Here is a 6968-nt window from a genome sequence, read left to right on the forward strand (position 1 = left end):
CGCCGGTCCGTCAAGCAGCATGGCTCCTCGCCGCGACCCCGCGGGTGCGGCGCCGCACCCACGACTCGGGCCGTCGAGCCGCTGCCGAACACGCCTCCTGGGCCCGAAGCAGTTCAGCGACCGGCGGTGCGAGCCGTGTCTCCATTACTCAGGCCGTCGACCGGATCGGTCACGGGAGCTCCCCTTCATCTGGCCGGGTCGGTGTCAGATCCGCCAGGAGCGGATGCGGTCGGCCACGTCATACGCGTCGGACCTGCCGGCGTCGATGTCACGTGCGAGGTCGATCACGGCGCCGTACGGCGGGTTGATGCCTTCACCGGCGGCGTCCATGTAAGCGGTAGCGAGGGCGGAGCCGAACAGGGCGTTGCGGGCCGGGAGAGGCCGCAGCCGGATGATGGCGTGCATCAGCGCGGCCGCGCGCCAGGCGTTGTCGACGGTGACGCCGACCTGGGGAGTGTTGACCCTGTGGCGGGCGACTGCGGCCACCAGGTTGGAGAAGTCGTGGACCGAGGGCTGCTTGGGCAGGACCTCCGCCTGGCGCTCCAGGAGCCACCGGATGTCGATGTGGAGCTCCACGGTCAGGCGGCCCGCCTCGAAGCGTCCAGCCGGGCGGCGGCATCCTCGGGGAAGGCCGCGTCGAACACGGCGGCGTTGTCCGTGACGAAGGCGCGGAAGACCTCGGCCGCGCCCTCCAGGCGGGGGTCGCGGACCGCGTTGCGCGCGGCCTCGGTGATGAGCGAGGTGACCGTGGTGCCTTCGGCTTCGGCGCGCGCCTGCAGCTGCGCGTGGAGCTCTTCGGGGACTCGGATCGTCACTGGCTTCGACATACCTCCGACCGTACAGCAAGGTGTACAGCAGCGACACCGGTACTACCGGCGGATGAGGTGCGCGCCGTCGTCGAGGACCGGCGGCCCGGCAGGCGTACCGACCGAGCCTGACCTCCGACACGAGAAGCCCTCGAACCGTCACGGTTCGAGGGCTTCCGCGCGCGGTGCCCGGAGCTATGGGACGCCCCCCGGTCGGCGCCGCGACCGAGCCAGCTGGGTGTTGGCGGGCACACCATGGCGGGGTGGGCCGGACACAGGGCGGGCGCACAGCACCGCTGGCTACGGCGCGACGGCGTACTCCACCTGCTGCTGCCCGCACCCCTCGGCGATCTCTGCGAGCGCGTTCCGCTCCGATGTGTCGACGGTGAGCTGCCACCGGAGCTTCGTCGACACCCAGTCCGCTACGTACGTGCAGCGCGCGTCGGCCGACGGCGGCATCCACTCCGCCGGGTCCTGATCACTCTTGCTGCGGTTCGTCTTCGCTGTGACCGCGACCAGGCTGCGGTCGGCGTCGAGGTCGTTCGCGTGGGAAGGGCGCCAACAGCGCGTCCTGGGCGACGTGTGGTGGGTCCAGGGAGAGCCGGTCCGCGCTGCCGCCGCCTACATGGCCGGGCGCATCGAAGCCGAACAGCACGCGAAGTCCGGCGAGGCCGCCCACAATCAGGCCCTGCGCGCCCTCGCCGTCGCCTTCTTCGACCCCCGCCAGGCCGACCACGAAGTCGACCTGGCCGAACAGTTCCTCGCGCACCTCGACCTGCGTGCCACCAGGATCAACACGGCCATCGCCGCCCTCATCCGCGACGCCGACAACCCCATGCCCGAAGACCGCGTCCGCGCCCTGCGCACCGAGCTCGGCCTCGCGGGCCTCACCTCCATGACACCACCCTTGAGCTGGCGCTCGCCTTCCACTAGGCGGTACTGGACGACCGGGACGCACTGACGGCAACCATCTCCCGGCTACGCGAACTGACCGAGGGCGGCGACTACGCCTACTACACCGACATTGCGCACTTCATGGCCGACCGCCCGATCCCTGTCGAGCACACTGCGCCGCAATGGCTCGACAGCGAACAGGCCACCCGCACGCGCTGGCACCATCTCGTCACCGCCAGGCGCGACCTTCTGCGCACCAGACGGTAGACCACGGTCCAGGCCAAGAGATGCCTCACAGCTGAAGCGACTACGCCGACTTCACGGGCGACCTCACGCTCCCGGCCGGGCCGCCCTCGCGGGCACAGGGGCTCGCGGGCACCAGCGCACCGTGGTCGCCGCCCGGCGTACCCGTCACACCGTTAGGAGTTGGGGTCCTTGCCCACCAGGCCGGACAGCAGCTCAAGTGATCACGGACCGGGGGTGATCGTTGTCGAACGGTCGCCGGCCTGGATGACGAACGCCCGCCGACATGGAAACGGCCACTCAGCTTCTCCCGCACCCGCCTGACGTCCCTATGCCGCCACCACCCTCCGGTATCTGGACAGCAACTCATCCGCCATAGCGCCAGGTCCGCCCTCAACAAGCGCGTCATTTCGACCCCGGAGGCGCGACGCCAGCGGCACCCCACTGTCAGCCATCCGGTGACGGCGAGTCGGGCCGCGAACTGTCCTGCCGGACACGCGAGTCGGGAGCTGCTGGCGTGGGCACGTACAACAGGACAACAGGGCCTTCCGGTGCAGCTCCTGGCTTCTCTGAGGAACCGACAGGCCCCGCCTCCATGCACTGCCCCGACAGAGTCACCCGCCCTGCCTGCCGTTTCCGATTACGCCGCACTCAAGATCGATCGGACAAGGGTTTCTGCTCCAAGCCTCAGGCCAACGGCAGATACGAAGCTGGGCCCGCTCACATACGGAAGGTGGAGATGACAGCAGAGCAGGACACTCAGAAAGACCCCTCGAACTTCGAGCCGCAGTCCAGACAAGCCTCGAAGGAGGAACAGTCGCGCAACAGGACTCCTGACCCGGTCGCGATAGACCTGGGCAACCTGGAAACAGCCGCCGCTATCGTGGGGACTGCGGCGGCGCTGCCCTTCGTTCAAGCCGTCTCACAGCAGGCAGCGGCCGACATGTATGCCAAGGTGCGTCAGCTTTTCGGTCGAGCCCTTGGACGAGAAGCCAGCGAACTGACCAGCGGCATCACCGCCAGCAGCTTCACCGGAGGTATCACACCAGCGCTGCATGTCATCGGAGACAGCGCCGCCAACACCTGGCTGGAGATGCGTGGTGACCCGACGGACGAGGCGCTTTCAAAGTTGGCCGACACCAACCTAGAGGCTCTGGCGGCCCGTGATCCCCAAGGGCGTACCGTCCTCGTTTACTGGGATACCGACGCCGGAGAGTGGCGCAGATACGTGAAAGAAAGCTGACAAAATCGCGCCCCTCACACGGGGAGGCAGGCCAGCACCCTCGTCTCGCCTTCTCTGGTGACGCAGGGCGGGCAGGATTTGTGGGTGGTCGTGCGCAGGGGGATGACTGCACCGTCGGTGCCTTCTCGCGTACGGAGCCAGACCTTGGATGTGACGTCGGCCCCGCGGCTGGGCGCAGTATCGCCGAAGTGGCGGGTATCTTCCCCGGCAGCCGGTATCGCCCGGCTCCGCGACAGGACCAACGTCGGCGACTACGCCTACTACGTCGACATCGCCCACTTCAGGGGCGGCCGAGCGGACTCGCGTCCGGTCGGTCGACGGGACTTGCAGCAGCAGCCCGTCCGGTCGTGACCGTGGTGCCGCTGCCCGCTCCCGGCCGGGCCGGCCTCTCGGGCAGTGGGTCGACGGACAGCAGCGCACCCATGACCGGTGGCGGACCCTGGTCGCCGCCCGGCGCACATCACGGGGTTCAGGAGTTGGGGTTTTTGCCCACCAGGCCGGACAGCAGCTCGATGATCTGGGCCTGGTTGCGGTCGATCTTCTCGCCCAGGGCCTGTACCGCACCGGCGAGCTGGTCCACCTTCTGATCAAGATTGCCGACCTGGAGCCGTACGGCGGTCAGATCACTCTTGACGATCCCGAACTCACGGTCGGTCTTCTCCTGCACCTGCTCGAAACGCCGGGTGAGAGCAGCGAGTTCACTGTGGGCGACGGGATCCTCAGGCACGTGAACTCCTGCCGGAAAATGAAGGGAAGACCGGGTGTCGGCCCCTACGGTAGCGCGCCCCCGGACCCACCTGCCCCTCCCGGCTGCCGCAGAGTTGCGGCCCAGCGAGGAGTACCGCGAGCTCACCACCACCGAGTGGGACGAATTCCTCTCCCACTTCGAACTACGCAAGGTCGCCTTGGGGACCTGCGGCCGCGACTACTCGACCCCGTGCCAACATGAAAACGCCTGCGTCAGGTGCCCCCTACTCCTCGTGGACCCAGCCCAAATGCCACGCCTCCAGGAGATCCACGCCAACCTCGCCGACCGCCTCCAGGAAGCCAGGGACCAGGGCTGGCTCGGCGAGGTCGCCGGCATCGAGACCACCATGGCCGCCGCCGCACAGAAACTTCAGGCAATGCGCGACCGGGCAGCCCAGCCGACCACCGTCCACCTCGGCATGCCCGACTTCCGCACCAACGCCGACCGACTCACCGCGAGCCCTGACAGTGGCTGACGGTCGTCCCCCGCCAGCATCTCGGACCTTCCTGGCCCAGCGGCCTCAAACGTGAGGCGGCAGGACCTCGATGATCTCGGCAAGGCCGGCGACAGGTTGAGCCTCGTGCATTGTAATCACGTCACCGGGCTTCAGATGCTGCCACTGCTCGGGCTGCAGGGGAGCCAGGCGAACGTCGGCTGTCTCTCCAGGGCCGAGCTGCGGCGCGAACTCCACCCAAAGCCGCGCGATGTTCAGACCTCGCAGTCCGTCTGCGGTGCGGTTACCGATGTCCCACAGAGGCCTGAGCCGACCATCCCCTGAGAAGGAACTCCGCCGTCCACCCTCGTCGGCTCCCAGCAGAGTCAGGGTCGCGCGGACGGTGCCGTGCTTGACTTCCCAGCCCCGCCACTCGCACCAACGGCGGCTGCGGTCCAGCATCATCTGCCGAGCGGCCTCGGCCAGCATCTCCCAGAAGGCGATGGACACCGGATGGACATCCGCGATCTCGATGAGTACGTCAAGTGCCATCTCCCATTCCTGAAGCTCGATGTCCCTGCGAACATCTCCGACCGTCTGGCCGTTCTCTGCCACGGCATCCTCGGGCAGTAGGTCGACGGCCTGCCGAAGGAATGTGAACGCGTCTTCCATGTGCTGCATTTTCCCTGGTCCAAGGCCCCTGCCCTATTCGATCGGGGTCGGCCTCGCCGCCGCCGAGCACAAAGAGGATGCGCAGTGGCAACTCTGAGCACTACAACGAGGGGATGACCGTCTTCCTTTGTTCCAAGTGCGGCACCGCGATCACGCCGGAGCTCGTCGAGCTCGCCGCAGTCCCCGACGTCACGGACAGCCTGCAAGACCGGGACAAGAAGACACGTCGGGCAGCTTCCACCGTCCGACAGGGTCACTACGCGATCGACCCCGAGCCCTGGGGACCTCCCTATGTCCTGCAGGAGGATCAGGACAACCCGCAGCCGGCGCAGTCCCGCAGTCCTCTGGTCTGCAACGAGGAGGGCTTCGTCATCTCGGCGGGCACCCCGGGCACCATGCTGGTGAATCCCGAGGACGCCTTTGACCTTCAGCCGTTGCCCAACTGGGAGAACAGCACAGGGTGCTGCGGGCCAACCGGCAACGAAGGACTCAACCGAGCCTGCCCCTGCGGCGCTCCGGTCGCAACGCTCGCAGCCGACTGCTTCGGGCCCCACGAACTGCACCTCGATCCCGTCCGGACGTTCGCGTTCTCCCAGTAGGACCTGAAACGAGCCCGTACTCGACGCGCGACACGCCCGAAGGAGCCCGTTCGCCCAGCTTTTCAACGACTACGTTCCGTGATGATGGCCAGTCAGGGCCTGCTCCCCGCCGAACTGGTCTAGTGTCCTGAGTCGTTAATTCGTGTGCAGTATGCGGCGAGGGTGTCGAGGATGTCGTCGGCGGTCTTCGTCCAGACGAACGGCTTGGGGTTGTTGTTCCACTCGTTGATCCAGCTGCGGATGTCCCGTTCGAGTTCGACGACGCTGCGGTGGGCCGAGCGGCGGAGTTTGCGGGAGGTCAGCTCGGCGAACCAGCGTTCGACGAGGTTGAGCCAGGACGCCGAGGTGGGAGTGAAGTGCAGATGGAAGCGAGGGTGCCGCAGCAGCCACTTCTTGACCGGCTCGGTCTTGTGGGTGGCGTAGTTGTCGAGGACCAGGTGGAGTTCGAGGTTCTGGGGAACGGCGGCGTCGATGACCTTCAGGAAGCGGAGGAACTCCTGGTGGCGGTGGCGGCGGTAGTGCTGGGCGATGACCGCCCCGGAGGCGATGTCCAGGGCGGCGAACAGGCTGGTCGTGCCGTGCCGGACATAGTCATGGGTCATCTTCGCCGGCGTGGTCGGCACCATCGGCAGCACGGGCTGAGTCCGGTCCAGGGCCTGTATCTGCGACTTCTCGTCCACCGCCAGGACCAGGGCGTTCTCAGGCGGCGACAGGTAAATGCCCACCACGTCACGGACCTTGGTCACGAACTGCGGGTCGGTAGACAGCTTCCACGTCTCCACGATGTGCGGCTTGAGACCGAACGCCCGCCAGATCCGTGAGACGGCCGACTGCGACATCCCCGCCGCCCCGGCCATCGAACGCGTCGACCAGTGCGAATCACCCGTCGGCGGCGCCTGGTCCAGAGTCCTGGCGACCAGGGCCTCGACCTGCTCGTCCGTGATCTTCCGCGGGGCCCCCGAACGCGGGCTGTCCACCAGACCCTCCAGCCGATCCGCAGCAAACCGGACCCGCCACTTGCGTACGGTCTCCCGTGAGACGCCCAGATCCTGCGCAACCTGCCCGTTCGGCCGACCCTCCGCACACGCCAGCACGATCCTCGACCGCAACACCAGCGCCTGAGACGCCGTCCGCTTGCGCAACCAGCCCCGCAGCACCCTGCGTTCGTGATCGGACAACTCCAGCAGCAGCGGCTTCGGACCAGGCATCACCACACCCTACAACCGCAAGCGAACTAACCTCGCGCTTTCGCGAGTGGGTCTGTCCGAGTCTTGATCAAATAAATGGAGAGTGCTGCTGACCTGCAACGATGGGACTTGTCGAGGGTCCT

10 protein-coding genes are annotated in these 6968 nt (G+C 67.3%); 4 read left to right on the plus strand and 6 right to left on the minus strand.

The window, feature by feature from the left end; translation table 11 throughout:
• Positions 1-204: 204 nt before the first annotated feature.
• The 3 genes from ACFWV8_RS38030 to ACFWV8_RS38040 all read right to left on the minus strand — a co-directional run bounded on the left by ACFWV8_RS38030 (position 205) and on the right by ACFWV8_RS38040 (position 1265).
• The gene (locus ACFWV8_RS38030; protein ID WP_384215064.1) at positions 205-582 is read right to left on the minus strand and encodes a toxin Doc; all 378 of its coding nucleotides are present in this window, start codon (positions 580-582) and stop codon (positions 205-207) included.
• On the minus strand, positions 579-827 hold the full coding sequence (locus tag ACFWV8_RS38035) for a YlcI/YnfO family protein (RefSeq protein ID WP_384215055.1): 249 nt from the start codon (positions 825-827) through the stop codon (positions 579-581). Before ACFWV8_RS38035 ends, ACFWV8_RS38030 begins: the two co-directional genes overlap by 4 nt.
• Before the next feature lie 279 nt (positions 828-1106).
• On the minus strand, positions 1107-1265 hold the full coding sequence (locus ACFWV8_RS38040; protein ID WP_384215056.1) for a hypothetical protein: 159 nt from the start codon (positions 1263-1265) through the stop codon (positions 1107-1109).
• 46 nt (positions 1266-1311) lie between these two features.
• Here ACFWV8_RS38040 and ACFWV8_RS38045 point away from each other — a divergent pair, with 46 nt between their 5' ends.
• Both ACFWV8_RS38045 and ACFWV8_RS38050 read left to right on the plus strand, forming a co-directional pair.
• Positions 1312-1767, plus strand: a complete 456-nt coding sequence (locus tag ACFWV8_RS38045; protein WP_384215057.1) for a hypothetical protein — start codon at positions 1312-1314, stop codon at positions 1765-1767.
• 915 nt (positions 1768-2682) lie between these two features.
• Positions 2683-3186 (plus strand): hypothetical protein, encoded by a 504-nt coding sequence (locus ACFWV8_RS38050; protein ID WP_384215058.1) that lies wholly within the window; start codon positions 2683-2685, stop codon positions 3184-3186.
• A 469-nt stretch (positions 3187-3655) separates the two neighbouring features.
• Here ACFWV8_RS38050 and ACFWV8_RS38055 read toward each other — a convergent pair whose 3' ends face one another.
• Entirely contained in the window at positions 3656-3913 is a 258-nt protein-coding gene (locus tag ACFWV8_RS38055) for a hypothetical protein (protein WP_384215059.1), read from the minus strand.
• Positions 3914-4181: 268 nt separating this feature from the next.
• Here ACFWV8_RS38055 and ACFWV8_RS38060 point away from each other — a divergent pair, with 268 nt between their 5' ends.
• Positions 4182-4409: a hypothetical protein gene (locus ACFWV8_RS38060; RefSeq protein ID WP_384215060.1), complete on the plus strand. Its 228-nt coding sequence runs from the start codon at positions 4182-4184 to the stop codon at positions 4407-4409.
• A 45-nt stretch (positions 4410-4454) separates the two neighbouring features.
• On the opposite strand, the gene ACFWV8_RS38065 is transcribed toward ACFWV8_RS38060, so the two are convergent.
• Positions 4455-5039, minus strand: a complete 585-nt coding sequence (locus ACFWV8_RS38065; RefSeq protein ID WP_384215061.1) for a hypothetical protein — start codon at positions 5037-5039, stop codon at positions 4455-4457.
• Between the two features lie 113 nt (positions 5040-5152).
• On the opposite strand from ACFWV8_RS38065, the gene ACFWV8_RS38070 reads away from it, so the two are divergent.
• Positions 5153-5638: a hypothetical protein gene (locus ACFWV8_RS38070; RefSeq protein ID WP_384215062.1), complete on the plus strand. Its 486-nt coding sequence runs from the start codon at positions 5153-5155 to the stop codon at positions 5636-5638.
• A 119-nt stretch (positions 5639-5757) separates the two neighbouring features.
• Here the strand turns inward: ACFWV8_RS38070 and ACFWV8_RS38075 are convergent, their stop codons facing one another.
• On the minus strand, positions 5758-6846 hold the full coding sequence (locus ACFWV8_RS38075) for an IS630 family transposase (protein ID WP_384215063.1): 1089 nt from the start codon (positions 6844-6846) through the stop codon (positions 5758-5760).
• Positions 6847-6968 lie beyond the last annotated feature (122 nt).

The sequence above is a fragment of the Streptomyces sp. NPDC058665 genome (genome assembly GCF_042714995.1).
Lineage (GTDB): Bacteria > Actinomycetota > Actinomycetes > Streptomycetales > Streptomycetaceae > Streptomyces.

Bases quoted from the DNA above. Each gene is read 5' to 3' on its own strand.
- ACFWV8_RS38035 (WP_384215055.1), bottom strand. From the start codon at position 827: ATGTCGAAGCCAGTGACGATCCGAGTCCCCGAAGAGCTCCACGCGCAG.
- ACFWV8_RS38040 (WP_384215056.1), bottom strand. From the start codon at position 1,265: ATGCCGCCGTCGGCCGACGCGCGCTGCACGTACGTAGCGGACTGGGTG.
- ACFWV8_RS38050 (WP_384215058.1), top strand. From the start codon at position 2,683: ATGACAGCAGAGCAGGACACTCAGAAAGACCCCTCGAACTTCGAGCCG.
- ACFWV8_RS38060 (WP_384215060.1), top strand. From the start codon at position 4,182: ATGCCACGCCTCCAGGAGATCCACGCCAACCTCGCCGACCGCCTCCAG.
- ACFWV8_RS38065 (WP_384215061.1), bottom strand. From the start codon at position 5,039: ATGGAAGACGCGTTCACATTCCTTCGGCAGGCCGTCGACCTACTGCCC.
- ACFWV8_RS38070 (WP_384215062.1), top strand. From the start codon at position 5,153: ATGACCGTCTTCCTTTGTTCCAAGTGCGGCACCGCGATCACGCCGGAG.
- ACFWV8_RS38075 (WP_384215063.1), bottom strand. From the start codon at position 6,846: ATGCCTGGTCCGAAGCCGCTGCTGCTGGAGTTGTCCGATCACGAACGC.